A 25124-nucleotide genomic window follows, 5' to 3' on the forward strand; every position below is an offset into this window, starting at 1 on the left:
CCGCTCGGGCGGGGGAAACGATGCAACTGGATATCAATGAGCTACTGAACTTCTCGCCATTGATGAAGACCTTTACCTTCAACGCCTGGGTCGTCGCCGGCTTTACTCCCATCACCCGCGGCTCAAAGCTGGACTACTACATTAACCGCCCGCAGGGAATGAAAGGTTACATCATCAATCTGACCCTGCGCGGCCAGGCGCGCGCGAAAGCGGGCGACGGCTCTCTTCTGTTTCGTGAAAACGATCTGCTGCTCTTCCCGCCCGGCGTTCCCCACCATTATGGACGGGACGAACACAGCGACTACTGGGATCACCTATGGATCTACTTTATCCCCCGGCCCTACTGGATAGACTGGCTAAAATGGGATCAAACGACCCACGGCATTGGTAAAACCACGGTCAACGATCCTGAGCAGTTGCAAAGCCTGCGCGATCTGTTCTATGAGGTCATCCGCCATCACTCCGCTTCCGCCCCGCTGTCGGAGGCGCTGGCGATGAACGCGCTGGAGCGCCTGATCCTGAGCTGCTTTCAGCGACAGCCGATCAGCAACCGCCACGCCCACGATCCGCGGATTAACGCCGTATGCGACTATCTTAACGAACATATTGCCCAAGAGATTAAGATTGAGAACCTGGCGGCGATGGTTTTTATCTCCCCCTCCCGGCTGGCGCATCTGTTCAAAAATGAACTGGGGCAAACGGTTTACGCCTGGCGCGAGGCGCAGCGCATTAACCGCGCAAAGTGGCTGATCCAAACCACGTCGCTGCCGCTTAACAAAATCGCCCTGTCGGTAGGTTATGGAGACCCGGTCTATTTCACGCGCATTTTCCGCAAGCATAACGGCATTCCGCCGGGCGAGTACCGCAAACGCTATGCGCAAATGAAGGGATAGGTCCAGAAACATCAACGGCTCCCGTTGGGAGCCGCCTTTTTACCGTGTAGCCATACCACTTTTCAGATTATGCCATCTCTGTTTGCAGACGGATAACCTGACGATTGACTTCGGACATCACCGACAAATGCAGCTTGTCCTTCACCTTCGGGATAAGGATTTTGCCCTTATCAAACTCAAAAGCGCCAACGTCCTTGATATACAAACGTCCACGGAACAGGATCTTCACGTACTTCGCTACTTGTAGCGGATTGTAGCGTTGGAAAATTTTCATTGTTGTCTCCTGCCAGGGTTACGCTCCTGTGGTGCCACAGTTAGCCCACGTACCGGAAGCGCAAATTTTAGTGCCCTGAAACTATAGTCCAGAATCTGAGTGATACCCAGTATGTATAAGTTTATTTACCTTATGATGACAATAATTCAGAGTTTTCGTTTCAGGCATCCGATGAAGGTAGTATAAGTCGCCGATTTTGGACGAATTTGTGCGTTAACACGCAAACTGGCACCATCATTGCGGGTAATGCCCATAAATCGCATTTATGATTAAAGCAGACCAAGTGGTCGGATCACCTGCACAAATAATAAAAGGAAACACCATGACCCTACATAGATTACTGGCCGTTTCATGTCTCCTGTTCCCGCTGATGGCGTCGGCGCATAACTTTGTCGATGGTCAGCGCGTTGCGCCGGTCGGCGTCGCGGATCGGGGGGAGCTGGTACTGAACAACGATAAGTTTAGCTATAAAAGCTGGAATAGCGCGCAGCTGGTGGGGAAAGTGCGCGTCGTGCAACATATTGCCGGGCGCTCGTCGGCAAAAGAAAAAAACGCGACCCTGATTGAAGCGATTAAAAGTGCGAAGCTGCCGCACGATCGCTATCAAACCACCACTATCGTCAATACCGATGACGCTATCCCGGGTTCAGGCATGTTTGTCCGCAGCAGTATTGAGAGCAACAAGCAGCTTTACCCCTGGTCGCAGTTTATCGTCGACAGCAACGGTGTGGTCCGCAAAGCGTGGCAGCTTAATGAGGAGAGTTCAGCCATCGTGGTTCTGGATAAAGACGGCCGCGTACAGTGGGCTAAAGACGGCGCGCTTAGTCAGGAAGAGGTGCAGCAGGTGGTGGCCCTGCTGCACAAGCTACTCAATAAATAGAGACCCGGAAGCCGGGGTTGAGGAACGATTCACGCGGCGTGTAATCAAGGGTACGCCCCTGCCAGTCGTGAACGTGCGCCCCGGCGGCGCTGGCCACCGCATGACCGGCCGCGGTATCCCAGGTGGAGGTCGGCCCGAAGCGCGGATAAAGCTGGGCCTGCCCTTCGGCGACCAGACAGAACTTCAGCGACGAACCGATTGAGGTGGTCTGGTGTTCGCCAAGCTGCTCCAGATACTCCTGCAGCTCCGGGTCATTGCCGTGGGATCGGCTAATCACCACCAGCGGCGGACGCGCATCGCGGACTTGAATCTGCTTGCGAACGCCGCACTCCTCTTTCCATGCTTTGCCCTTTTCCGCGCTGTACATCACCTTCATCACCGGCGCGTAGACTACGCCAAGGATCGGCTTCCCGTTCTCAATCAAGGCGATATTGACCGTGAACTCGCCGTTGCGCTTGATAAACTCTTTGGTGCCGTCCAGCGGGTCCACCAGCCAGTAGCGCTGCCAGTGCTGGCGCACCTCCCAGGCCGGCGGGTCCTCTTCCGACAGAACCGGAATATCGGGCGTCAGCGCCAGCAGGCCGCTGATAATCACCTTGTGCGCCGCAATATCCGCGGCCGTGACCGGAGAATCGTCCTTCTTGCTGGCAACGTCCATCGGCTGTTTTCCATCGTAAACTTCCATGATGGCATCGCCCGCGTTCCGTGCAAGCTGACATACTTGTTCTAACATTCTCCACCTCGTCTGGTTACAGTGGCGTTAACTCGTTGTTTTATTTATATCGCATCATTGTGAGTTCCGCTATCTGTGATAACGATGCCGGTTTCATTGATCCCTTTTCTGGCATGATTCACATTTCTGTAAGCAACAGAATGTAAATACATTTTCTTCTGTGCTATTGCTCATAAAAAAGGACGCCACTGATGATTAAGTTTAGCGCAACGCTGCTGGCCACGCTGATCGCCGCCAGCGTAAATGCGGCGACGGTCGATTTGCGGATCATGGAAACCACCGATCTGCACAGTAATATGATGGACTTTGACTATTACAAAGACAGCGCCACGGAAAAATTTGGCCTGGTGCGCACCGCAACCCTGATTGAGAAATCACGCCAGGAAGCCAAAAACAGCGTGCTGGTCGATAACGGCGACGTCATTCAGGGCAGCCCGCTGGGCGACTATATGGCGGCGAAGGGGCTGAAAGAGGGCGATGTTCACCCGGTCTATAAGGCAATGAATACCCTGGACTATACGGTGGGCAACCTCGGTAACCACGAGTTTAACTACGGACTCGACTTCCTGCACAAAGCGCTGGCCGGCGCGAAATTCCCCTACGTAAACGCCAATATCATCGATGCTAAAACCGGCAAACCGATGTTTACGCCTTATCTGATTCAGGATACCCAGGTACAGGATAGCGACGGCAAAACGCAGACGCTGCGCATTGGCTATATCGGCTTCGTACCGCCGCAGATTATGACCTGGGATAAAGCCAATCTCAGCGGCAAAGTCACCGTCAACGACATTACCGCAACCGCGCGCAAGTTTGTCCCGGAAATGCGTGAAAAAGGCGCGGATGTGGTGGTGGTCATTGCCCACTCCGGCCTCTCCGCCGACCCGTATCAGGCGATGGCGGAGAACTCCGTTTACTATTTAAGCCAGGTGCCCGGCGTCGATGCCATTATGTTCGGCCACGCGCATGCCGTCTTCCCGAGCAAAGATTTTGCCGGTATTAAAGGCGCAGATATCGCGAAAGGTACGCTGAACGGCGTACCGGCGGTGATGCCGGGCATGTGGGGCGATCATCTTGGGGTGGTCGATCTGGTTCTGAACAACGACAGCGGCAAATGGCAGGTCAGCGCAGCGAAAGCCGAAGCGCGCCCGATCTACGATGCGGCGGCGAAGAAATCGCTGGCGGCAGAAGACAGCAATATGGTGGCGGTATTAAAAGCCGACCATGACGCCACCCGCGAGTTTGTCGGCAAACCGATCGGTAAATCCTCGGACAATATGTACAGCTACCTGGCGCTGGTGCAGGATGACCCGACCGTACAGGTGGTCAACATGGCCCAGAAAGCCTATGTGGAGCACTATATTCAGGGCGACCCGGATTTGGCGAAGCTGCCGGTACTCTCCGCCGCCGCGCCGTTTAAAGTCGGCGGACGGAAAAACGATCCGGCCAGCTTTGTGGAAGTGGAAAAAGGTCAGCTCACCTTCCGCAACGCCGCCGATCTCTACCTGTATCCCAACACCCTGGTGGTGATGAAAGTGAGTGGTAAAGAGGTGAAAGAGTGGCTGGAGTGTTCCGCCGGGCAGTTCAATCAGATTGACCCCGCCAGCAGCAAGCCGCAGTCGCTGATTAACTGGGACAGCTTCCGCACCTACAACTTCGACGTGATTGACGGCGTGAACTACCAGATCGATATCACCCAGCCGGCGCGCTATGACGGCGAATGTCAGCCCGTTAATCCGCAGGCCGAGCGAATTAAAAACCTGACCTTTAACGGCAAGCCAATCGATCAGAACGCCACTTTCCTCGTCGCGACCAATAACTACCGCGCTTACGGCGGTAAATTCCAGGGCACCGGCGAGGATCATATCGCGTTCGCCTCGCCGGATGAAAACCGCTCGGTGCTGGCGGCGTGGATTGGCGCGGAGTCGAAGAAAAACGGCGAGATCCATCCGGCGGCGGATAACAACTGGCGACTGGCGCCGATCCATAGCAGCGTACCGCTGGATATTCGCTTTGAAACCTCACCGGGCGATAAGGCCGCGGCGTTTATCAAAGAGAAAGCGCAATACCCGATGCGCCAGGTCGCAACCGACGATATCGGTTTTGCCATTTATCAGCTGGATTTGAGTCAGTAATTGCCCGTTCCCCGGTTGCGCTACGCCTACCGGGGCTACCCAGGCATCACCCTCATGCTACCTGTTCGTGGTTCGCCAGAACCGCGGGCAGGTTCAGCTCAATCCAGTCCGCCAGCGCCGCCACCTTCTCGCTTACCTGCTCACCGAGCGGAGTCAGACTATATTCAACGTGCGGCGGTACCACCGGGTACGACACGCGGTTAAGAAAGCCATCCTGCTCCAGCGCCTGCAACGACTGGGCCAGCATCTTTTCGCTGACGCCGCCGATCTTACGCCGCAGATCGCTAAACCGATGGGTGCCATCGCGCAGGGACACCAAAATCAGTACGCCCCAGCGGCTGGTCACGTGCTTGAGCACTTCCCGCGAGGGGCACTGTTCGGCAAACAGGTTGCCGTTGCGTAGCTGCTCGCTTAGCGTCAGATTCGCCATATTCACACTTACCTTTTTGTACGTACTTACTAAAAGTTAGTTAAGGTGTTAGCTTACCACAACTGCCAATGAACACGAAGGAGAAGACTTATGATCGCCATTACCGGCGCCACTGGCCAGCTTGGCCAGCACGTCCTGGAAAATCTGTTAACTACCGTCCCCGCAGGCCAGGTTGTGGCTATCGTGCGCAACCCGGCGAAGGCCGAATCGCTGAGTCAACAGGGCGTGGTGGTTCGTCAGGCCGACTACAGCGATGAAGCCGCGTTGACCGCCGCCCTGCAGGGCGTAGACAAACTGCTGCTGATCTCGTCCAGCGAAGTCGGCCAGCGTGCCGTCCAGCACCGTAACGTAATTAACGCGGCGAAAGCCGCCGGCGTAAAATTTATCGCCTACACCAGCCTGCTGCACGCCGATACCTCCCCGCTGGGGCTGGCCGATGAGCATATCGCCACCGAGAAAATGCTCGCCGACTCCGGCATTGCGTATGCTCTGCTGCGCAACGGCTGGTACACCGAAAACTATCTCGCCAGCGCGCCGCCGTCGATTGAGCACGGCGTGTTTATCGGCGCGGCCGGTAACGGCAAAATCGCCTCCGCGACCCGCGCAGACTACGCCGCCGCCGCCGCTCGCGTTATCGCCGAAGAGGGCCACGCCGGAAAAGTGTATGAACTGGCGGGCGATGAGGCGTGGACGCTGAGCGAACTGGCCGCTGAGCTGAGCAAACAAAGCGGTAAAAACGTGGTGTATCAAAACCTCAGCGAAGCCGACTTCGCCGCCGCGCTGAAGGGCGTCGGGCTACCTGCCGGTCTGGCGGATATGCTGGCGGATTCTGATACCGGCGCGTCCAAAGGCGGTCTGTTCGACGATAGCTGCACCCTGAGTAAGCTCATCGGTCGCCCAACCACGACGCTGGCAGAGAGCGTCAAAGGCATTCTGTAACTGTTACATAGTGGTTAATTTTTGTAGCATCCCGGCGGACCATCCTCAATAATAAAAGGATGTCCATCGGGAGTTATCGCATGCAAGGCGTACCAGAACAGTTCAGTGATGAAAGAGACAGCGCGCGCTTTCGCCATCTGGCGCAGCTGCCCGGCGTTGAGCTGTACCATGCCCATATCTCCCGCTACGCCTTTGAACCGCACACCCATGAAGCCTTTGGTATCGGCGCGATCGAGCTCGGCGCCGAGCGTTTTCGCTATCGCGGCAGCCAGCACGTGGCTTCGGTTAACTCGATCGTCACCATGAACCCCGATGAGCTGCACACCGGCGAGGCAGAGACCGCCGACGGCTGGCGCTATCGAATGATTTATCTCGACCCGGATACGCTGGAAGAGGTGACCGGCGAACGCCACTGGTGGTTCAGCGAGGTGGTTCGCCAGGATCCGCTGCGCTCCCGGCAAATCGGCAATCTTATCTATGGCCTGTGGCATACCGACGATCCGCTGGCGCAGCAGGGCCTGCTGCTGGATCTCATCGATACCTTCCGTCCGTTTGCCCATCACGCCGCTGCGCTGCCCGAGGCCCGCCACCGCTTCGAGCGGGTACGCGACTATCTGCACGACAATTATATGCGTACGGTCACCCTCGATGAGCTGGCGCAGGTGGCGGCGCTCAGCCCATACCATTTTCAACGCCAGTTCAAAGCGCACTTTCACGTCACGCCGCACCAGATGCTGATGGCGATTCGCCTGTGGCGCGCCAAAGCGTTTCTTACCCACGGCATGCCCGCCGCCGACGTTGCTCTCGCCGCCGGGCTGACCGACCAGTCGCACCTGACGCGCGCCTTCACTCGCCGCTACGGCATTACGCCGGTGCGTTATCAAAAGCAGGTTCTCCCGCGCTAATGCGCAACCTCATACAATATTCCCACTTTTGCCTCGCCTACACTGTCGCCAACGAAAAGAGTAATGGAAGGCGTGATGATTAGTGGTGTGCTGTACGCCCTGCTGGCAGGGCTGATGTGGGGATTGATATTCGTGGGTCCTTTACTGGTGCCGGAATACCCGGCTGTTTTACAGTCGATGGGGCGCTATCTGGCGCTGGGGCTGATCGCTCTGCCGCTGGCCTGGCTGGGCCGCGCGCGGCTGCGCCAGCTCACCGGGAAAGACTGGTGGACAGCGCTGGGGCTGACCATGATGGGCAACTTAATCTATTACGTCTGCCTGGCCAGCGCCATTCAGCGTACCGGCGCGCCGGTATCGACCATGATTATCGGCACCCTGCCGGTCGTGCTGCCGGTTTTCGCTAACCTGCTCTATAGCCAGCGCGACGGCAAGCTGCCGTGGCGACGCCTGTTCCCGGCGCTGGTCTGTATCGCCCTCGGCCTGGCGTGCGTCAATATCGCCGAGCTGCATCAGGGCTTACCTGATTTCAGCCCGTGGCGCTACGGTTCCGGTATCGCGCTGGCACTGATCTCGGTGGTGTGCTGGGCCTGGTACGCGCTGCGCAATGCCCGCTGGCTGCGGGAAAATCCGGATAAGCCACCGATGATGTGGGCCACCGCGCAGGCGCTGGTGACCCTGCCGGTATCCCTGGCCGGATACCTTATCGCCTGCGGGTGGCTGCACGGCCAGCACGCGGACTTTCCGCTCCCCTTCGGCCCGCGCCCGGCGGTATTTGTCACCCTGATGCTGGCAATCGCCATTTTCTGCTCATGGGTCGGCGCGTGGTGCTGGAACGTTGCCAGCCAGCGCCTGCCAACGGTGATCCTCGGGCCGCTGATCGTCTTCGAAACCCTTGCCGGACTGCTGTATACCTTTATTCTGCGCCAGAGCCTGCCCCCGTTTCTCACCTTCAGCGGTATCCTGCTGCTGGTGCTCGGCGTGGTGTCCGCCGTGCGTGCCCGCCCGGAAAAGCCCGCGCTGCAGGAGCTGGTCAGCGAGAAAAAATAGCCTGGTATCCTAAAAGGGTATTCCCAGGAACATAAGATGCATTTAAAATACAACTTATATTCTTGATGACGAGGTAACTGCTATGGCTTTCCGTGACCAACCTTTAGGCGAGCTGGCGCTGACGATTCCGCGCGCCTCCGCGCTGTTCCGTCAATACGATATGGACTACTGCTGCGGCGGCAAACAGACGCTGGAGCGCGCGGCGTCGCGCAAAGAGCTGGACGTCGCGGTGATTGAAGCCGAGCTGGCCAAACTGGCGGAAGAGCCGGTAGAGCGCGACTGGCGGGCTGCGCCCTATGCGGACATCATCGATCACATTATCGTTCGCTATCACGACCGGCATCGCGAGCAGTTGCCGGAGCTGATTTTACAGGCCACTAAAGTCGAGCGCGTTCACGCCGACAAGCCCAACGTTCCGAAAGGTTTAACCAAGTACCTGACCATGCTGCACCAGGAGCTTTCCAGCCATATGATGAAAGAGGAGCAGATTCTGTTCCCGATGATCAAACAGGGCATGGGAACGCAGGCCGGCGGCCCTATCAGCGTGATGGAAAGCGAACATGATGACGCGGGCGAGCTGCTGGAGGTGATTAAGCACATCACGCAGAACGTGACGCCACCGGCGGAAGCCTGCACTACCTGGAAAGCGATGTACAACGGCATCAACGAGCTGATTGATGACCTGATGGAGCACATCAGCCTTGAAAATAACGTCCTGTTCCCGCGCGCCCTCGCCGGAAAGTAAATAAAAAGGCGCCCGCAGGCGCCCTCGACATTGTCAGTCTTATTGGCCACCCCGGGTGGCCTTTTTTATGACGGACCGTTGCAAGCAACGTTAAAAACCGCTGCCGAAGATTTTTTATTTCGCCAGGCGCTTCTTGCCGGCAAACAGCCAGCCCGCGCCGAGCAGCACAAACCACAGCGGGGTCACCATCAGCGCTTCGCGGGTATCGGCTTCCAGCGTCAGCAGGACCAGCACAAAGACGAAGAATGCCATGCACACCCAGCACATCAGTTTGCCCAGCGGCATCTTATATTTGGACTGCTCATGCAGCTGCGGACGCTTTCTGCGATAGGCCAGATACGAGCACAGGATAATCGTCCAGACGAACATAAACAGGATCGCCGACACCGTGGTAATCATGGTAAACGCCGCGATCACGCTTGGATTGACCATCAGCATCACCACGCCGCCCAGCAGACACATACAGGAGAAGGTCAGGCCTTTCGCCGGTACCGCGCGCTTCGACAGCTTGGCGAACATTTTCGGCGCCTGTCCGTCCTGCGCCAGACCGAACAGCATACGGCTGGTGGAGAACACGCCGCTGTTAGCGGAAGAGGCCGCCGAGGTCAGCACCACGAAGTTGATCAGGCTTGCCGCCGCCGGCAGCCCGACCAGCACAAACAGTTCAACGAACGGGCTCTTTGACGGCACGACGGAGCTCCACGGCGTCACTGACATAATCACGATCAGCGCAAAGACGTAGAACATAATGATACGGATTGGAATTGAGTTAATCGCCCGCGGCAGGGATTTCTCAGGATCTTTCGTTTCCGCCGCCGTGGTTCCCACCAGTTCGATGCCCACAAAGGCGAAGACCGCTATCTGGAAGCCGGCAAAGAATCCGCTGATGCCTTTCGGGAACCAGCCGCCGTCATTCCACAGATGGGCGAAAGAAGCTTCTACCCCGGTCGGTGACTGGAAGTGCATCATCACCATCACCAGGCCGACGACGATCAGCGCCACGATAGCGACGATTTTGATCATCGCAAACCAGAACTCCATCTCGCCGAACATCTTCACGGTGGCGAGGTTAAGGCCCAGCAGCAGCAGGATGACCGCCAGCGAGGCGACCCAGTCGGAGAGTCCCGGGAACCAGAACTGCGCGTAGGCGGTGATCGCCACCACGTCCGCCATCCCGGTTACTACCCAGCAGAACCAGTAGGTCCAGCCGGTAAAATAGCCTGCCCAAGGGCCCAGCAGGTCGGCGGCAAAATCGCTGAACGACTTGTATTCGAGATTCGACAGCAGCAGTTCGCCCATGGCGCGCATGACGAAAAACAGCATAAAGCCGATGATCATATAAACAAAAATAATTGACGGCCCGGCAAGGCTGATGGTTTTGCCTGAGCCCATAAACAGCCCGGTGCCGATCGCACCACCGATAGCAATAAGCTGAATATGCCGGTTAGTGAGATTTCGCCGCAGCGATTGTTCAGTCGGAGCCTGTTCGTCGGCAGCGACTTTTACCTGATCTACCATGTGATTTTTTCCTGTTGTACCTGTCTGTGTTGTTCGGGCTCTGCTGGCCCTTCATTCGTCTTAACCCTGGAACGAGGGTTTATCGATATTAGGTAAGAATCGGAGGGATGAATACTATGATTTAGATATAATGTTAATTTTATGTTTAAAGTGAGTGTTATATCACTCAGGTTACGCGAAACAGCTCACAAAAATACACCCATTAAGCAGATATGCAATATAAAGCTCCGAAAAACGCTCAACTTAAGGGTTTTACACTATTTAAAGCGGCCTCCTCCCCCGTACGGGAGAGGAAGCACCTGCTGTTTAGATAATATCCAGCAGTTCAACTTCAAAAATCAGGGTACTGAACGGAGGAATGGATGCGCCCGCGCCGCGCTCGCCGTAGGCCAGGCTGTGCGGAATGGTCAGTTCCCATTTGGAACCCACTGGCATCAGGGTCAGCGCTTCAATCCAGCCGCCGATTACGCCTGTCACCGGGAACTCAGCCGGTTCGCCGCGTGCGACGGAGCTATCGAAGACGGTACCATCGATCAGTTTGCCGGTGTAGTGGACGCGAACGCGGTCAGTACGCGCCGGGATCGGGCCTTCGCCCTGGGTCAGAACGCGGAACTGCAGACCAGATTCGGTGCTGTTCACGCCTTCGCGCTCGCGGTTCTCTTCCAGGTATTTCTCGCCATCCGCGGCCATTTCCTGGAAACGCTCGCGACGCACGGCGTCAGCGCGTTCGTGGATTTCACGCAGCGCGCGGTGAACGGCTTCCACCGGCACCTGCGGCTGTTTACCTTCCAGCGCGTCAGCAATACCGGCGACCAACGCTTCCGGCAGCAGCCCCTGCAGGCCAGATTCGCTCAGCTGTTGTCCAACCTGCAAGCCGATACCGTAACTTGCCTGTGCTTCGATCGTGTCAAAAGTTGGGGTTGCCATCTTTGTTCCTTTTTTCGTGGGAGCTCTCATGCTCTCTGGCTTCCAAAATGCAAAAGACGATGAGCAGAGAAAAGAGGTGGGAAGCATATCAGCCATAGCACGACGGGTAAAACTTTGTCGCCTGGATGATGACAAATCTAAGGGAAACAGAAACAATAGAGAGATAAGGTTAACCTCACGAAACATTGCTTTGTCTCGTCCTTCAGGAAGTTAGCCATTTATACCCGTCATACTTTAAGTTGCAGGAGCGTTGGCTTCGCCAGCGCGCCCCAGTCACATAGTTATCTATGCTCCTGGGAACTTACTGGCTTGCCGCGTTACTCGGCCTGCGGCCCCGCCCCTACGGGGCCAGCGCAAGCGCTGTTCAAGGCAAACCTTGTCCTGCGACTTAAATTATTTAGGGTATATACTTTATTTACAGGATAAAAATATGCGGAGCAGGAGGAAAGCCATGCCCGGGCGCTTTGAACTGACATCTACCCTGGCGAAGATCTGGCACGCCCCGGATCATTTTCGCCTCATGGATCCGCTACCGCCGATGCACCGCCGGGGCATCATTGCCGGAGCGCTACTGGTGATTATCGGCGTTCTGCTCCCTTCCGAGGATAACAGCAGCGAGGTTCAGGCCAGCCGCGAGGCGAACATCAACCTGCAATCCCAGTCACAGCCCTCTTCCGGCAATCAGGCTGTCCCGCTGCCGCCCATCACCAATACGCCGCCCGTGAACGATGCCGATCAGGTGGCGCCGGTCGCGCCGGAGCCGATTCAGGATGAGCAGCCGGACCAGCCGCAGCAGCAGACCGCTTCCCAGCCTTATCAGGAGCCGCAGTCGACTCCCGGCATTGAGCAGCAGTGGCGGACCTACCGCATTGAATCCGGCAAAACCCTCGCACAGCTGTTCCGCGACCACAACCTGCCGCCGACCGACGTTTACGCCATGGCCCAGGTGGAAGGCGCAGGAAAACCGCTAAGCTCACTGCAAACCGGGCAGACGGTACAGATCCGTCAGAACGCCAATGGCGTAGTCACCGGGCTGACTATCGATACCGGCGGCGGGCAGCAGGTGCTATTTACCCGCCAGTCGAACGGTAGTTTTATTCGCGTCCGATAAGGTCTCACGGCCGGGTAACTGACCCGGCCTGCGGTGAAGCTTTGCCGGGCTTATTCACCCACCAGATCCCGGCGCACACCAGCGCCAGCGCAACCGCATATTTCAGCTCGAGAATATTCTCGCCGAGGAAGATGGCCGACAGCACGGTACCGGCTACCGGAACCACAAAGTTGAACGGCGCGATCGTACTCACCCGGTTATGCTTGAGCAGCACGCTCCATAAAGCAAAAGCAATGGAAGAAAGCAGCGTCAAATAAGCCAGAACCAGCGCAGCAGCAGCGCTGTGAACCTCAAGGGTGCCGCCGGTCAGATAGCCGCCGCCGACCAGTACCAGGCCGCCAAACGCCAGCTGCCAGCCGGTCATCACCGTCGGGTCAACCGTCTGCGAAATGCGCTTACCGTACAGCGTCGCCGCCGACAGGATAAACGCCGCCAGCACTACAAAGCCGTCGCCCTGCCAGATAAAGCTAAAATCGCTCAATGAATGATTAACGTTCACCAGCATCACGCCGGCAAAGCCGACAATACAGCCGATGGCTTTGTTGTAGCTCAGCCTGTCATTCTGATAGATAAAGTGCGCCAGCAGAACGCTGAAGAAGGTACCTGTGGCGTTCATAATTGATCCCTTCACGCCGGTGGTAAACGCGAGGCCAACGTAGAAGAAAACGTACTGGATAGACGTTTGCGTGATGCCCAGTATCGCCAGCTGGCCGCACTGACGGGGATTTAAGCGAGCGATTGGCTTACGCTGCGCCAGCGCGAAGAGCAGCAGCAGCGCGCCGGCAAACAGGAAGCGATAGCCAGCAAAGACGATTTTAGACGGCACATCATCAGTGGCAATCTGAAACAGTTCATAGCCGCTTTTAATCGCCGGGTAGGAGCTTCCCCACAGCAGACAGCAGAGGGTTGCGCAGGCATAAGCCACTTTCTTGCGGGAAAAAATCGAGGGTGCGTCCATTCACTTCACCAGAAATAAAATAGTGTTTTATTTTATTATCCAGAAAGTTGCTAAGAATAGCCACCATACCAGGAAAAGATTCGACAAATACAGAAAAGCAAAACGCCGGCACAAGGCCGGCGTCTCGACGTGAGTTGAGTAATTAATTACTCAGCTACAACGTTAACAACCAGTTTAGCGAAAACTTCGCTGTGAACCTGGAAGTCCACTTCGTGCTCACCGGTGGTGCGCAGAACGCCGTTCGGCAGACGAACTTCGCTCTTAGCAACGGCAACGCCAGCTGCAGTTACAGCGTCAGCGATGTCGCGAGTACCGATGGAACCGAACAGTTTACCTTCGTCGCCAGATTTAGACGCGATGGTAACGGTGCCCAGTGCGTTGATTGCTTCAGCACGTGCGTTAGCAGCGCTCAGAACTTCTGCCAGTTTGGCTTCCAGTTCAGCACGGCGTGCTTCGAAGAATTCAACGTTTTTCTTGGTAGCAGGAACAGCTTTACCCTGTGGTACCAGGAAGTTACGAGCATAGCCCGCTTTAACGTTAACCTGATCACCCAGGCTACCCAGGTTTGCTACTTTATCAAGCAGAATAACTTGCATTACCTTATCCTCTCAAAGTCGTATTAATGGACCGTGACCGATTACTGATGACGATCAGTGTACGGCAGCAGGGACAGGTAGCGAGCGCGTTTGATTGCGCGTGCCAGCTGACGCTGATATTTTGCACGGGTACCGGTGATACGGCTCGGGACAATCTTACCGCTTTCGGTGATGTAGTTTTTCAGCGTAGCGATATCTTTATAGTCGATCTCTTGAACGCCTTCCGCGGTGAAACGGCAGAACTTGCGACGACGGAAATAACGTGCCATATGGCTAGTCTCCAGAATCTATCAATTCAATCTGCTCGGCATGCAGAACCATTTTGCTCAAGCCGTTCTTTGCCTTGTGGCAAGAGATGAACCCTCGAACGATTACTGCGCTACCGACCGTTATACTGTGAGTAATGGCCTGGTTCTCGTGTCCGCTGATTATCACGGGCATTTGGCACCATGCCTGCCGGTGAAAACCGGCTTCCTCCTGCACTGAACGATGCTCAAGCACGAACTGGCAGTGTGGAATTCCTGACGGGCTGACCTTACGAAGTGGAGTCCTGCATACTATGCCGGACAGCTCCAGACGATTGGTCATCAGGATTACTCTTCAGAATCCCCAGCTTCAGAATCATCTGCGGTTTCGTTGGCGAAATCTTCGCGACGCTCGCGGCGCTCGTCTTTCGCTTTAACCATCGGAGATGCTTCGGTAACAGCGTGCTTAGTACGCATTACCATGCTGCGGATAACGGCGTCGTTGAAGCGGAAGTTAGTTTCCAGCTCATCGATCGCTTCCTGCGGCGCTTCAACGTTCAGCAGAACGTAGTGAGCTTTGTGCAGTTTGTTGATCGGATAAGCCAGCTGACGGCGGCCCCAGTCTTCCAGACGGTGGATCGTACCTTCTGCTGCAGTGATTGCACCAGTGTAACGTTCGATCATGCCCGGAACCTGTTCGCTCTGGTCAGGATGGACCATAAAAACGATTTCGTAATGACGCATCGAATTGCTCCTTACGGATTATTCAGCCTCCTGTCTGGGTCAGCCGCGGCCCATGGAGGCAAGGAACGTGTTAAAGGGCGGCTGAAAAATTGACGCGTCATAATACGGGCGAGCGGGGTTTAAGACAAGTGAATTGTGCAAATAATTCGCACTAAGCGCGAAGTGGCCTTAAGCCAGTGATTTAAAATTAATCAACGGCGGAAGCGACAATTTTTTGAACAACTGCATCAGAAATGGTCGCGATACGCCAGCGAGGCAGCGATTACACTTAGATCAGAAGCAATCCATACCCCAGGGAAGCGGGTTAACGTCAGGATTGTCATAAGGAGCGTAGATGATGAAATACATCCTCATAACCGTAATGGCAGTGCTTTTATTGAGCGCCAACGCGCTGGCTGCTATTAAAATCGATGCCCGCCAGGCCCGCAACATGGACGATGTGCAGAGCCTCGGCGTTATCTATATTAACCACAACATCGCCACCGAGCAGGAAGCCGACCAGGCGCTTAGTCAGCAGAGCGATGCTCAGGGAGCGAAGTATTTCCAGCCGATCCTCATCCATGAACCGGGAAGCGACGGTCCGATTCACGCCAGTGCCGCCATTTACCGCTAGTTTTCCCGGATCGTTGGCTTCTTCCCGTTGCAGGGGGAAGCCAACGATGGCATTGCCCGGCGGGCATATCCGCACAATAGCGCCTTAATGCAATTGAGAATTATTTTTTCTCGTGACTTATCAGCGCCAGCGTAACCTGATTTAATCACTTTTTAACCGCATGATTTTCCGGAGTGCTTCATGGTTCCGCGTTTTGCCACGCTAAGCCGTATCCCAAAAGGAGTTTGGGTTCTTGGCGGTGTTAGCCTGCTGATGGATGTTTCCTCGGAAATGATCCACAGCCTGCTCCCTTTATTTATGGCCACTACGTTGGGGGCCAGCGTCATTATTATCGGCATTATCGAAGGCGTTGCCGAAGCTACCGCGCTGATGCTGAAGGTTTTCTCTGGCGTCTTCAGCGATTATGTCGGCAAACGCAAAGGCCTTGCGCTGCTCGGCTATGGCCTGGGTGCGCTGAGCAAGCCTCTTTTCGCCATCGCGCCCACCTCAGGCGTGGTGTTTAGCGCGCGAATGATCGACCGCGTGGGCAAAGGAATACGCGGCGCGCCGAGGGATGCGCTGGTCGCCGACGTCACCCCGCCGGAAATCCGCGGCGCCGCCTACGGGCTGCGCCAGGCGCTGGACACTATCGGCGCTTTTCTGGGGCCGCTGCTTGCCGTCGCGCTGATGTTTCTCTGGGATAACGACTTCCAGTCTATTTTCTGGATCGCGGTCATTCCTGCCGCGTTCTCCATCGCTTTATTAGGCTTTGGGCTAAAAGAGCCAAAAACGCCGGTCACCCGGAAACGAACCAATCCCCTGCGCAGCGAGAACCTAAAAAAGCTTTCAGCCGCCTACTGGTGGGTTGTGGTTATCGGCTCGATATTTACTCTCGCCCGCTTCAGCGAAGCGTTTCTGGTGCTGCGTGCCCAGCAGATGGCGATCCCGCTGTTCGCGATTCCGCTGGTGATGGTCGCGATGAATCTGGTGTACAGCCTGACGGCTTATCCGTTCGGTAAACTATCGGACAGCATGAGCCACAGCAAAATGCTGCAGTGGGGTCTGCTGGTGCTGATCGCCGCCGATATCGTGCTGGCGCTGAGCAGCCACTGGAGCACGCTTCTGGCCGGCGTCGCGCTGTGGGGTATTCATATGGGCATGACGCAGGGTCTACTGGCGGCGATGGTGGCGCAAACCGCCCCGCCGGAGCTGCGCGGAACGGCGTTCGGGATGTTCAACCTGGTGAGCGGCGTTGCGCTGCTGCTGGCCAGCGCAGGTGCGGGGGGGCTGTGGGAGGTATTCGGTGCTGCCTCGACGTTTTACGCCGGAGCGGTAATCTGCGTGCTGACGCTTATTGGTATGCGCTGTATGCCATCGGCTTATCAGCAAAACTAAAATGGCTCCGGAGCAGACCGGTTGATTCATCATAAAGATGAATGCTCCGGAGCACGTGTTTCACTTTTGCCCGTAATAGGCATTTGGCCCATGCTTGCGCATAAAGTGCTTGTCCATCAGCCAGCTATCGATGGGCTTCAGCTGCGGATTGATCCCGCGAGCAATCCACGCCATCCGCGCCACCTCTTCCATCACCACCGCGTTATGCACCGCATCGTGCGCATCTTTGCCCCAGGCAAAAGGCCCGTGCTGATAAACCACGATGCCCGGCGTATGCAGCGGCTCAACGTCTCCCAGCGTTTCGATAATCACGTGGCCGGTGTTCAGCTCATAAGCCTCCGCCACTTCCTGCGCGCTTAACGCCCGGGAGCAGGGAATATCGCCAAAGAAGTAGTCCGCGTGGGTCGTCCCCAGCGCGGGAATAGCCAGGCCCGCCTGCGCCCAGGCCGTCGCGTGCGTTGAGTGGGTATGCACCACGCCGCCGAGGCTCGGATAGCGACGATATAGCGCCAGGTGCGTGGCGGTATCGGAAGAAGGGCGATAGCGCCCTTCCACCACCTTACCCTCGAGATCGACTACCACCATATCATCCGCTTTCATGATCTCGTAGGCGACGCCGCTGGGCTTAATCGCTACCAGCCCGCGTTCGCGGTCAATGGCGCTGACGTTACCCCAGGTAAAAGTGACCAGTCCGTAACGCGGCAAATCCATATTGGCGTCAAAGACCTGCTGTTTTAACGTGTGCATTATGCCGCCTCCACCAGACCGGCGCGGGCCATCCGCGCCCTCACCCAATCGCGTGCTTTCGCAACTTCAGCGGCCGGATCGTCGGTCGTTTCGCTCCACATTTCAATCAGATACGGGCCGCAGTAGCCCGTCTGCTTGAGCGTTTCGAAACAACGTTCAAAATCGACGACGCCTTCACCGAACGGCACGTTTTTAAACACGCCGGGCTTCGTATCTTTGACGTGCACCGCCACGATATGACCCATTCCGGCCTGAAGCTCCATCTGCACGTCGTTATCCCAGGCGGACAGGTTGCCGATATCCGGATAGAGCTGGAACCACGGATTATTCAGGTAGTGGGCATAGCCCAGCGCCTTGCTGATCGAGTTCATCAGCGGGTAGTCCATGATTTCCATCGCCAGCGTCACCTGCGCGCGGCTCGCCATTTCGACGCTCTCTTTTAGCCCGTCGCGGAAACGACGGCGCGTCTCGTTATTGGCTTCCTGGTAGTACACGTCGTAACCCGCCAGTTGGATAACGCGAATCCCCACATCCTGCGCCAGCCGAATCGCTTTGCGCATAATCTCCAGGCCCTGCGCACGAACCGCGTCGTCTTCACTACCGAGCGGAAAGCGGCGATGGGCGCTCAGGCACATAGAGGGTACCCGCACCCCGGTTTCAGCAATCGCGTTGACCAGCGCAAGGCGCTGCTCCCGGCTCCAGTCTAGTCGCGCCAGACGGGCGTCCGTTTCATCTACCGACATTTCGACGAAATCAAAGCCGAGTTCTTTCGCCAGCCGCAGGCGTTCTTGCCAGCACTCCCCCGCGGGGAGCGCTTTTTCATAGATACCGAGCGGAATTTGTTTTGACAGCATGACCGCTCCTTAGCCCCACAGCTGGGCGATAGAACGTTTAAACTGCCGGGCGGCCTCTACCGGAGAGGCAGCGTCGCGAATGCTGCGACCGGCGATAAAGACGTGAATGGGAATACCTTTAAACAGCGGTAAATCTTCCAGCGCCAGGCCGCCGGTGACGGTGACTTTAAAGCCCATTTCAGACAAGCGTTTGATCGCGCTGATATCCGCCTCGCCCCACGCCACGCCGGCCGCCTGGGCATCGCGGCTACGGTGATAGACCACCTGCTGAATACCCGCTTCGCGCCACTCCTGCGCCTGCTCCCAGGTCCAGTAGCCGGTCAGTTCGATCTGAACATCGCCGTTGAACTCTTTCGCGACATCCAGCGCGCCTTTGGTGGTGTTGATGTCCGCGCAGCAGATCACGGTGACCCAATCGGCGTTGGCTTCAAAGCACATGCGGGAGAGAATTTTACCGGCATCGGCGATTTTGGCGTCCGCCAGCACGATTTTATTGGGATAGAGCGCCTTCAGGTCGCGAACGGCGCGTACGCCTTCAGCCACACAAAGAATGGTGCCGACTTCAATAATGTCCACTTCATCGGCTATCAGGCGCGTCGTTTCATACGCGGAAGACATGGATTGGTTATCAAGCGCAACCTGCAACATAGGTAATGACATTGTAGTGTTCCTTTTAAACGGCCGCCGCCGTGGCGTTATCAATTAATTCCAGCACTTCCTGCGCGGTGCGGCAGGCGCGTAAACGGTCAAAGTTGGCTTCATCTTCAAACAGATTAACGATTTGCATGATGCCGACTTCCTGATGGGTATTGGCATCCACGGCCGCCATGGTGATCAGAATATCGACCGGGTCGTTATCCTCGTGATTAAAAACCAGCGGCGTTTTCAGCGTGACCAGCGCAAAGCCGGTTTTCTTAACCCCCTCTTCTGGTCGGCCATGCGGCATCGCCAGACCGGGAGCAATCACAAAATAGGGGCCATGCTGGGCTACGCCATCCAGAATGGCCTGGTAGTAGCGCGGCTCAACGACATCCGCCTTTACCAGTAAATCAACGCTCAGCTTGACGGCTTCCTGCCAGGTGCTGGCGTCGGCTTGTAAAAGGATGGAGTTGTTATCCACCAGCGAGTCACGTAATTTCATTTAGCCTCCTTACTTCACATCCTGCGGAAAGTGCGCTTTGATCACTTCCAGCAGTTTTGGGCCGAAATCCGCAGGCGATAGCATGTTGCGCACCCCAACCACATACTTGTTGCCGGAGACGCTAATCTCACCGGCGATATGGGTGGAGGCGATGATGATATCCGCGCCGTTTAGTTCACTTTTGTATTCACCCACCGCGCAGCTGTTTACCGTGTGATCGATATTTGACTGGGTCAAAAACTGGTCCACCTTCATCTTCATGATCATGGAACTTCCTTGCCCGTTGCCACATACAGCCAAAATACGTACGGTCATAGTCAAAACTCCTTATTGAGCAGAAGCATCTGCCAGTTGTTTTTCCGCGTCCTCTTCAGCACGCAGCGTGCGCCCTGCGAAGAACATATAAGCCAGTGCGATAATGATGATGACGGCTATAAACGCGATACCGATGGAGGCGAAGCCCTGCATCATCGGCGGCGCCAGAATTGACCAGTCCGCCATGCCCATCCAGGCGCTCATGCCGGTCAGCTTCACCGCCCAGACGCAGCCAAAGATTTCGATCATCCCCATCACCAGACAAATCTTGAGCGCCGCGCGCCAGCCGCCAAAATGGTTAGCAAACACGCCGATGGTGGCGTTAGAGAAGAACATCGGGATAAAACCCGGAATAATCAGAATGGAAGAGCCGAAGCCGACCAGAATACCGACGGCGATCAGCTGGCCGATGGTGCCCCACATAAAGCCCCAGACGACGGCGTTTGGCGCAAAGCTATAAATCGCGGCGCAGTCAATCGCCAGCACGGCGCCGGGAATCAGGCGCTGGGAGATACCGTTGAACGCTTCCGAAAGTTCGGCGACGAACATGCGCACGCCCTGGGTGATAATGAAAATCGCGACGGCGAACGAGAAGCCGGTTTGCAGGATATAGATTGTCCAGTGGGTTTTACCCGCCATCGCCTGTACGGTGTCGATGCCGAAGGAGAGCAAAATCGCGCCGAAGAAAATGGTCATCACGATAGCCGTGGAGACAATGTTGTCGTGAAAGATGTTCAGCCAGCCAGGCAGCTTGAGATCCTCAACGCTCTCCTCTTTTTTACCCAGATACGGGGCGATCTTGTAAGCAATCCATGAAGCGAACTGCTGCTGGTGTCCGATGGAGAAGCCGCAGCCGTCGGTCACTTCCTGCGTCGGCTTATACATCATATTTGAGGTAATGCCCCAATAGAGTGACACCAGCACCGCCGTGCAGATAATCGTCGTCCACATCGTGTAGCCGAAGATATAAAAAGAGACGGCAATCAGCCCCGCCTGCTGGAACATGATGTGCCCGGTAAGCATGATGGTACGAATACCGGTAATACGCCGCAGCAGGACATAACAAATATTCAGCGCCAGGGCTAACAGCACGGCATAGCCCACCCAGCTGTAAGCATCGCCCATCCTCTCAATGGTCGCCATCATGGAGGCATAGGTATCAGAGATAGCGCCGTTGATGCCGTAAACTTCAGACATTTTCGCCACCACCGGTTTAAACGTGCTGGTCAGAATGCCGGAGCCGGCCTGCAGCAGCATAAAACCGATAATGGTTTTAATTGTCCCTTTAACGATAACGCTGGCGCTTTTGCGCAGCAGGATATAGCCCAGGCAGGTCACAATACCCAGCAGCAGCGGGGCGTTGGTCATAACCTGGTTAAAGAACACGGTAAAGATGTGGTAGAGAATCTCCATAACACACTCCAGAAAGTGGACGCTCTGAACGCACGCTACGCCCAGGTTGGTTGTTGCGATCACTCTAATAATCAAAAATAATCACAACAAGATTATATTTGATTAAATGTGACGCACGCCGCAAATAATCATACAATCCATCATGGTATTAATTCTCATTTTCAGAAATTGGAAAATAATATATTAAAATCAATAAAATAAGATAAACCACATATCATAAAGTATACATTCATCTCTTTTTAACTCCCACAACTACTCTCATGAAGGGCAAAATTCAGGATTGCAATCCTGAACAAACGATGCCAGTATTCGTCAAAACAAATCACATCGTGATTACTTTTGATAATATGTGAGGGAAAAATAAATGAGTAAAGTGCAAACCATCACCCGCGAATCATGGATCCTGAACACTTTTCCGGAATGGGGTAGCTGGCTGAATGAAGAAATTGAACAAGAGCAGGTTGCGCCGGGCACCTTCGCGATGTGGTGGTTGGGTTGTACGGGCATCTGGCTGAAATCCGAAGGCGGGGCCAATATCTGCGTCGATTTCTGGTGCGGTACCGGCAAGCAAAGCCACGGGAATCCGCTGATGAAAACCGGCCACCAGATGCAGCGTATGGCCGGCGTGAAGAAGCTCCAGCCCAACCTGCGCACCACCCCGTTTGTTCTCGATCCGTTCGCTATTCGCCAGATCGACGCCGTACTGTCCACCCACGATCATAACGATCACATTGATGTGAACGTGGCCGCCGCGGTTATGCAAAACTGCGCCGATGACGTGCCGTTTATCGGTCCGCAAACCTGCGTCGATCTGTGGATTGGCTGGGGCGTACCGAAAGAGCGCTGCATCGTGATGAAGCCGGGCGATGTGGTCAAAATAAAAGACGTCGAAATTCACGCGCTCGACGCTTTTGACCGTACGGCTCTGATTACCTTGCCCGCGGATCAGAAAGCGGCAGGCGTACTGCCGGACGGAATGGATCAGCGCGCGGTGAACTACCTGTTCAAAACGCCGGGCGGCAACCTTTACCATAGCGGCGATTCTCACTACTCCAACTACTACGCGAAGCACGGTAACGAACACCAGATAGACGTGGCTCTCGGTTCCTATGGCGAGAACCCGCGCGGTATCACCGACAAAATGACCAGCGCCGATATCCTGCGCATGGCCGAGTCTCTGAATGCCAAAGTGGTGATCCCGTTTCATCACGATATCTGGTCAAACTTCCAGGCCGATCCGCAGGAAATCCGCGTTCTGTGGGAGATGAAAAAAGACCGCCTGAAGTATGGCTTTAAGCCTTTTATCTGGCAGGTGGGTGGGAAATTCACCTGGCCGCTGGATAAAGACAGCTTTGAATACCACTATCCGCGCGGATTCGACGATTGCTTCACCATGGAACCGGACCTGCCCTTTAAGTCTTTCCTGTAAGGCTTCTCCGGCGGGACCGCCCGCCGGAAATTATCCCCGTCAGCATTAGTATTTTCACCTGATTTCAAATATCATCTTTGCTTATCACTTTTAATCGGATTTGCTCATGACGGAAGCGCAAAGACATCAAATTTTACTGGATTTGCTGGCACAAACGGGATTTGTCACCGTGGAGCAGGTGATTTCCCGGCTGGGAATTTCTCCGGCGACGGCACGACGCGATATCAACAAACTCGATGAAAGCGGCAAGCTGAAAAAGGTCCGCAACGGCGCGGAAGCCATCAGCGAGCAGCGCCCGCGCTGGTCACCAATGAATATTCACCAGGCGCAAAACCACGATGAGAAGGTGCGGATTGCACGCGCGGCTTCGCAGCTGGTGAACCCGGGCGAAAGCATCGTCATAAATTGCGGCTCTACCGCATTCCTGCTTGGGCAAGAACTGTGCGGTAAACCGGTGCAGATCATCACCAACTATTTGCCGCTGGCCAACTACCTGATCGATCAGGAACACGACAGCGTCATTATTATGGGCGGGCAGTATAACCGCAGCCACTCCATCACGCTGAGCCCTCAGGGCAGCGAAAACAGCCTGTACGCCGGGCACTGGATGTTTACCAGCGGCAAAGGGTTGACCGCCGAAGGGTTGTACAAAACCGATATGCTGACGGCGATGGCGGAGCAAAAAATGCTTAACGTTGTCGGCAAACTCGCGGTTCTGGTCGACAGCAGCAAAGTAGGCGAACGCGCCGGAATGCTCTTTAGCCAGGCCGGGCAAATCGACCTGGTTATTACCGGTAAACAGGCCGATGAGGCGATCCTCAAGCAGCTTGAAGATCAGGGCGTTCAGGTGATTCGCGTTTAAAGGTGACGTTGAAAAAATGCCACCGTCGCGGCTAACGCTTCCGGCGTAATGCGGTGACGGACGCCTTTCTGCCAAATGCAGGTTAAGTTGTCGGCCAGTGCGTTTTGCTGCAGCGCCTGCTGTAGGCGGAAGGTCTCCCCCGGCGGCACCACATCATCCTCATCGCCGTGCCAGAGCAGCAGCGGTCGGCTGGCGAGGGTCGCCAGCTGCTGGCTGACGTCCCACTCAGCCAGCTGCCCTGCCTCCCACGAAGGAGAAGGAAAAAGCGTCTGCGAGAGCGTACTGAAATAGCCTGACCCCATCAGGCAGGCGACGCTTTTCAGCTCCGGGTGGTGGGTCATAATCCCTAAGGCCGTCATTCCGCCCATCGATGCGCCGGCCACCGCCAGCCTGTCGTCAGCAAGCCATCCCCGCTCCCGAATCGCCTCCTGTAGCGCCGGAAATTCAATAAAATTGTTCATCAGAATCGGCCAGAAGCGCTGCATCCGCCCCTGTTCGTCTCCCCGGTAGCGCGCGCCGTGTTCCGCTGCATCGGGCATAATCACCCGAAAGCCCGCCTCTGCAAGCGCAACGGCAAAATAGCTGTAAACCAGCTTAGAAGAGGTAAAACCATGGTAAAAGACAATGCAAGGCAGCGCCGTATCCGCGGCACCCTGCGGGTACGCATGGAGAATCTCCCCACCCGCAAGGTTACGCATTTCTAGTGCAATCATTTACCGTCTCCTTTCTCTCAAGTGATGTTATGTTATTACTCAAGTCACTCGCTCGCACATGATTCATAATCTTGAGAACCAGATTACGCTTTCACGATATTTTCATTCGAAAATCGCGTACGGGATAACAATTTGGGAACATTCCCCGGAAATGACATTCAGGCTACCACTACACTATGACTAACAGGAAACGAGATATGGTTATGCGTAGGTTTGCACCGTGGTTAATGGCAATCGCTTTAACCGGCTGTAGCGCCCTACAAGGGACGCCAAAGGCGCCGCCGCCAGCAACCGACCATCCACAAGAGATCCAGCGTAACCAGACGGCGGGTCTGCAGAAGATGGGGACGGTGAGCGTATTAATGTACGGCTCGCCGATGGATGTAGAGGCTGCGCTGAAGCTCAAAGCAGAGGCGGCTAAAGCTGATTACTACGTCATCATAATGATTGATGACACCATGGTTCCGGGCCAGTGGTATTCGCAGGCAATTTTGTACCGTAAATAGCGGTCAACCTTTAAGCCAGCTTTACACTGTTTTGCATCCATTCACGTTCTCCTGTGCATAATAACGTTCAGCCAGCT

General features: G+C 55.6%; 30 protein-coding genes. 13 read left to right on the top strand and 17 right to left on the bottom strand.

Annotated elements, in window-relative coordinates; all coding sequences use genetic code 11:
• Positions 1–20 precede the first annotated feature (20 nt).
• Positions 21–893 (top strand): arabinose operon transcriptional regulator AraC, encoded by an 873-nt coding sequence (araC, locus tag K7H21_RS25285; protein ID WP_004128168.1) that lies wholly within the window; start codon positions 21–23, stop codon positions 891–893.
• A 67-nt stretch (positions 894–960) separates the two neighbouring features.
• Here the strand turns inward: araC and K7H21_RS25290 are convergent, their stop codons facing one another.
• Positions 961–1167, bottom strand: coding sequence for a DUF1107 domain-containing protein (locus tag K7H21_RS25290; protein WP_004128166.1), 207 nt, complete (start codon positions 1165–1167; stop codon positions 961–963).
• A 322-nt stretch (positions 1168–1489) separates the two neighbouring features.
• Here K7H21_RS25290 and K7H21_RS25295 point away from each other — a divergent pair, with 322 nt between their 5' ends.
• Positions 1490–2047: a YtfJ family protein gene (locus K7H21_RS25295; protein ID WP_004128163.1), complete on the top strand. Its 558-nt coding sequence runs from the start codon at positions 1490–1492 to the stop codon at positions 2045–2047.
• Here K7H21_RS25295 and cysQ read toward each other — a convergent pair.
• Complete coding sequence (gene cysQ, locus K7H21_RS25300) at positions 2037–2780, bottom strand: 3'(2'),5'-bisphosphate nucleotidase CysQ (RefSeq protein ID WP_004098019.1); 744 nt, start codon at positions 2778–2780, stop codon at positions 2037–2039. The genes K7H21_RS25295 and cysQ overlap by 11 nt on opposite strands.
• Before the next feature lie 191 nt (positions 2781–2971).
• On the opposite strand from cysQ, the gene K7H21_RS25305 reads away from it, so the two are divergent.
• A complete protein-coding gene (locus K7H21_RS25305) occupies positions 2972–4915 on the top strand; it encodes a bifunctional 2',3'-cyclic-nucleotide 2'-phosphodiesterase/3'-nucleotidase (RefSeq protein ID WP_004128158.1) in 1944 nt (647 codons plus the stop codon).
• Positions 4916–4967: 52 nt separating this feature from the next.
• Here the strand turns inward: K7H21_RS25305 and K7H21_RS25310 are convergent, their stop codons facing one another.
• The gene (locus tag K7H21_RS25310; RefSeq protein ID WP_004098015.1) at positions 4968–5345 is read right to left on the bottom strand and encodes a winged helix-turn-helix transcriptional regulator; all 378 of its coding nucleotides are present in this window, start codon (positions 5343–5345) and stop codon (positions 4968–4970) included.
• A gap of 90 nt (positions 5346–5435) precedes the next feature.
• Between K7H21_RS25310 and K7H21_RS25315 the strand changes: the two genes are divergently transcribed.
• The 4 genes from K7H21_RS25315 (at position 5436) to ytfE (ending at position 8981) form a co-directional block, all read left to right on the top strand.
• Entirely contained in the window at positions 5436–6284 is an 849-nt protein-coding gene (locus K7H21_RS25315) for an SDR family oxidoreductase (RefSeq protein ID WP_004128155.1), read from the top strand.
• 80 nt (positions 6285–6364) lie between these two features.
• Positions 6365–7189, top strand: coding sequence for an AraC family transcriptional regulator (locus K7H21_RS25320; protein WP_004128154.1), 825 nt, complete (start codon positions 6365–6367; stop codon positions 7187–7189).
• A gap of 75 nt (positions 7190–7264) precedes the next feature.
• Positions 7265–8236: a DMT family transporter gene (locus K7H21_RS25325; RefSeq protein ID WP_004128153.1), complete on the top strand. Its 972-nt coding sequence runs from the start codon at positions 7265–7267 to the stop codon at positions 8234–8236.
• Positions 8237–8318: 82 nt separating this feature from the next.
• Positions 8319–8981, top strand: a complete 663-nt coding sequence (ytfE, locus tag K7H21_RS25330; RefSeq protein WP_064379970.1) for an iron-sulfur cluster repair protein YtfE — start codon at positions 8319–8321, stop codon at positions 8979–8981.
• A gap of 114 nt (positions 8982–9095) precedes the next feature.
• On the opposite strand, the gene cycA is transcribed toward ytfE, so the two are convergent.
• Positions 9096–10499, bottom strand: coding sequence for a D-serine/D-alanine/glycine transporter (gene cycA, locus K7H21_RS25335; RefSeq protein ID WP_004128150.1), 1404 nt, complete (start codon positions 10497–10499; stop codon positions 9096–9098).
• 306 nt (positions 10500–10805) lie between these two features.
• Positions 10806–11426: an FKBP-type peptidyl-prolyl cis-trans isomerase gene (gene fklB, locus K7H21_RS25340; protein ID WP_004098007.1), complete on the bottom strand. Its 621-nt coding sequence runs from the start codon at positions 11424–11426 to the stop codon at positions 10806–10808.
• A 451-nt stretch (positions 11427–11877) separates the two neighbouring features.
• Here fklB and K7H21_RS25345 point away from each other — a divergent pair, with 451 nt between their 5' ends.
• Positions 11878–12537, top strand: coding sequence for a LysM-like peptidoglycan-binding domain-containing protein (locus tag K7H21_RS25345; RefSeq protein WP_123828546.1), 660 nt, complete (start codon positions 11878–11880; stop codon positions 12535–12537).
• Between the two features lie 4 nt (positions 12538–12541).
• Here K7H21_RS25345 and K7H21_RS25350 read toward each other — a convergent pair whose 3' ends face one another.
• From K7H21_RS25350 to rpsF, 5 genes are all read right to left on the bottom strand, one after another.
• Entirely contained in the window at positions 12542–13495 is a 954-nt protein-coding gene (locus K7H21_RS25350) for a DMT family transporter (protein ID WP_142447057.1), read from the bottom strand.
• Between the two features lie 146 nt (positions 13496–13641).
• Complete coding sequence (gene rplI / locus K7H21_RS25355; RefSeq protein WP_004109068.1) at positions 13642–14091, bottom strand: 50S ribosomal protein L9; 450 nt, start codon at positions 14089–14091, stop codon at positions 13642–13644.
• 41 nt (positions 14092–14132) lie between these two features.
• Positions 14133–14360 carry a 30S ribosomal protein S18 gene (gene rpsR, locus K7H21_RS25360; RefSeq protein ID WP_000135199.1) on the bottom strand — a complete coding sequence of 76 codons (228 nt, stop codon included), beginning with the start codon at positions 14358–14360 and terminating at the stop codon, positions 14133–14135.
• 4 nt (positions 14361–14364) lie between these two features.
• On the bottom strand, positions 14365–14679 hold the full coding sequence (gene priB / locus K7H21_RS25365; RefSeq protein ID WP_004128142.1) for a primosomal replication protein N: 315 nt from the start codon (positions 14677–14679) through the stop codon (positions 14365–14367).
• Positions 14680–14684: 5 nt separating this feature from the next.
• On the bottom strand, positions 14685–15080 hold the full coding sequence (rpsF, locus tag K7H21_RS25370) for a 30S ribosomal protein S6 (protein ID WP_004098001.1): 396 nt from the start codon (positions 15078–15080) through the stop codon (positions 14685–14687).
• A gap of 337 nt (positions 15081–15417) precedes the next feature.
• Between rpsF and K7H21_RS25375 the strand changes: the two genes are divergently transcribed.
• Both K7H21_RS25375 and K7H21_RS25380 read left to right on the top strand, forming a co-directional pair.
• On the top strand, positions 15418–15693 hold the full coding sequence (locus K7H21_RS25375) for a YdgH/BhsA/McbA family protein (protein WP_049115791.1): 276 nt from the start codon (positions 15418–15420) through the stop codon (positions 15691–15693).
• Positions 15694–15873: 180 nt separating this feature from the next.
• A complete protein-coding gene (locus K7H21_RS25380) occupies positions 15874–17067 on the top strand; it encodes an MFS transporter (RefSeq protein ID WP_004128136.1) in 1194 nt (397 codons plus the stop codon).
• A 60-nt stretch (positions 17068–17127) separates the two neighbouring features.
• On the opposite strand, the gene K7H21_RS25385 is transcribed toward K7H21_RS25380, so the two are convergent.
• The 6 genes from K7H21_RS25385 to ulaA are packed head-to-tail and all read right to left on the bottom strand — an operon-like array spanning position 17128 to position 21537.
• Positions 17128–17814 (bottom strand): L-ribulose-5-phosphate 4-epimerase, encoded by a 687-nt coding sequence (locus tag K7H21_RS25385; protein ID WP_142445972.1) that lies wholly within the window; start codon positions 17812–17814, stop codon positions 17128–17130.
• Complete coding sequence (gene ulaE / locus K7H21_RS25390; protein WP_049115772.1) at positions 17814–18668, bottom strand: L-ribulose-5-phosphate 3-epimerase UlaE; 855 nt, start codon at positions 18666–18668, stop codon at positions 17814–17816. The genes K7H21_RS25385 and ulaE overlap by 1 nt, the downstream gene beginning before the upstream one ends.
• Before the next feature lie 9 nt (positions 18669–18677).
• The gene (gene ulaD, locus K7H21_RS25395) at positions 18678–19328 is read right to left on the bottom strand and encodes a 3-keto-L-gulonate-6-phosphate decarboxylase UlaD (protein WP_004128129.1); all 651 of its coding nucleotides are present in this window, start codon (positions 19326–19328) and stop codon (positions 18678–18680) included.
• A gap of 13 nt (positions 19329–19341) precedes the next feature.
• Entirely contained in the window at positions 19342–19809 is a 468-nt protein-coding gene (gene ulaC / locus K7H21_RS25400; protein ID WP_004128126.1) for a PTS ascorbate transporter subunit IIA, read from the bottom strand.
• A gap of 9 nt (positions 19810–19818) precedes the next feature.
• The gene (ulaB, locus tag K7H21_RS25405; protein WP_004109091.1) at positions 19819–20124 is read right to left on the bottom strand and encodes a PTS ascorbate transporter subunit IIB; all 306 of its coding nucleotides are present in this window, start codon (positions 20122–20124) and stop codon (positions 19819–19821) included.
• Between the two features lie 12 nt (positions 20125–20136).
• Positions 20137–21537 (bottom strand): PTS ascorbate transporter subunit IIC, encoded by a 1401-nt coding sequence (gene ulaA, locus K7H21_RS25410; protein WP_004128123.1) that lies wholly within the window; start codon positions 21535–21537, stop codon positions 20137–20139.
• Positions 21538–21901: 364 nt separating this feature from the next.
• Here ulaA and ulaG point away from each other — a divergent pair, with 364 nt between their 5' ends.
• Together ulaG and ulaR are read left to right on the top strand one after the other, a co-directional pair.
• Complete coding sequence (gene ulaG, locus K7H21_RS25415; protein WP_004128112.1) at positions 21902–22966, top strand: L-ascorbate 6-phosphate lactonase; 1065 nt, start codon at positions 21902–21904, stop codon at positions 22964–22966.
• Between the two features lie 106 nt (positions 22967–23072).
• Positions 23073–23828 (top strand): HTH-type transcriptional regulator UlaR, encoded by a 756-nt coding sequence (gene ulaR / locus K7H21_RS25420; RefSeq protein WP_004128109.1) that lies wholly within the window; start codon positions 23073–23075, stop codon positions 23826–23828.
• Here the strand turns inward: ulaR and yjfP are convergent.
• The gene (gene yjfP, locus K7H21_RS25425) at positions 23825–24541 is read right to left on the bottom strand and encodes an esterase (RefSeq protein WP_004128106.1); all 717 of its coding nucleotides are present in this window, start codon (positions 24539–24541) and stop codon (positions 23825–23827) included. The genes ulaR and yjfP overlap by 4 nt on opposite strands.
• Before the next feature lie 197 nt (positions 24542–24738).
• Here yjfP and bsmA point away from each other — a divergent pair, with 197 nt between their 5' ends.
• Complete coding sequence (gene bsmA / locus K7H21_RS25430) at positions 24739–25047, top strand: biofilm peroxide resistance protein BsmA (RefSeq protein WP_004128104.1); 309 nt, start codon at positions 24739–24741, stop codon at positions 25045–25047.
• Positions 25048–25124: the final 77 nt, after the last annotated feature.

The organism is Klebsiella sp. CTHL.F3a (assembly GCF_019890895.1).
Lineage (GTDB): Bacteria > Pseudomonadota > Gammaproteobacteria > Enterobacterales > Enterobacteriaceae > Klebsiella > Klebsiella grimontii.